Raw genomic sequence first — 245 nt, forward strand, 5'->3', positions numbered from 1 at the left:
GCCGCCGAGGCGGTCGCGGCCGAGCGGGTCGCGGGGGAGGACTCCCTGGGCGTGGTCATCGGCGGCTCCGGCAACGGCGAGCAGATGGCGGCCAACAAGGTCCAGGGCGTGCGCGGCGCGCGGGGGTGGTCGGAGGAGACGGCCGTGCTGGCCCGCGAGCACAACGACGCCAACGTCGTCTCGGTCGGCGGGCGGATGCACACGGTCGAGGACATGACGCGCTTCGTCGAGGTCTTCCTCGGCAC

The 245-nt window shown here is 74.3% G+C and carries 1 protein-coding gene; it reads left to right on the forward strand.

Going from position 1 to position 245, the window contains the following annotated elements; all coding sequences use genetic code 11:
- On the forward strand, positions 1 to 245 hold a 245-nt coding region (locus QWY29_RS20560; protein ID WP_300963078.1), incomplete at both ends, for an RpiB/LacA/LacB family sugar-phosphate isomerase.

The sequence above is a fragment of the Nocardioides abyssi genome (genome assembly GCF_030412915.1).
GTDB lineage: Bacteria > Actinomycetota > Actinomycetes > Propionibacteriales > Nocardioidaceae > Nocardioides > Nocardioides abyssi.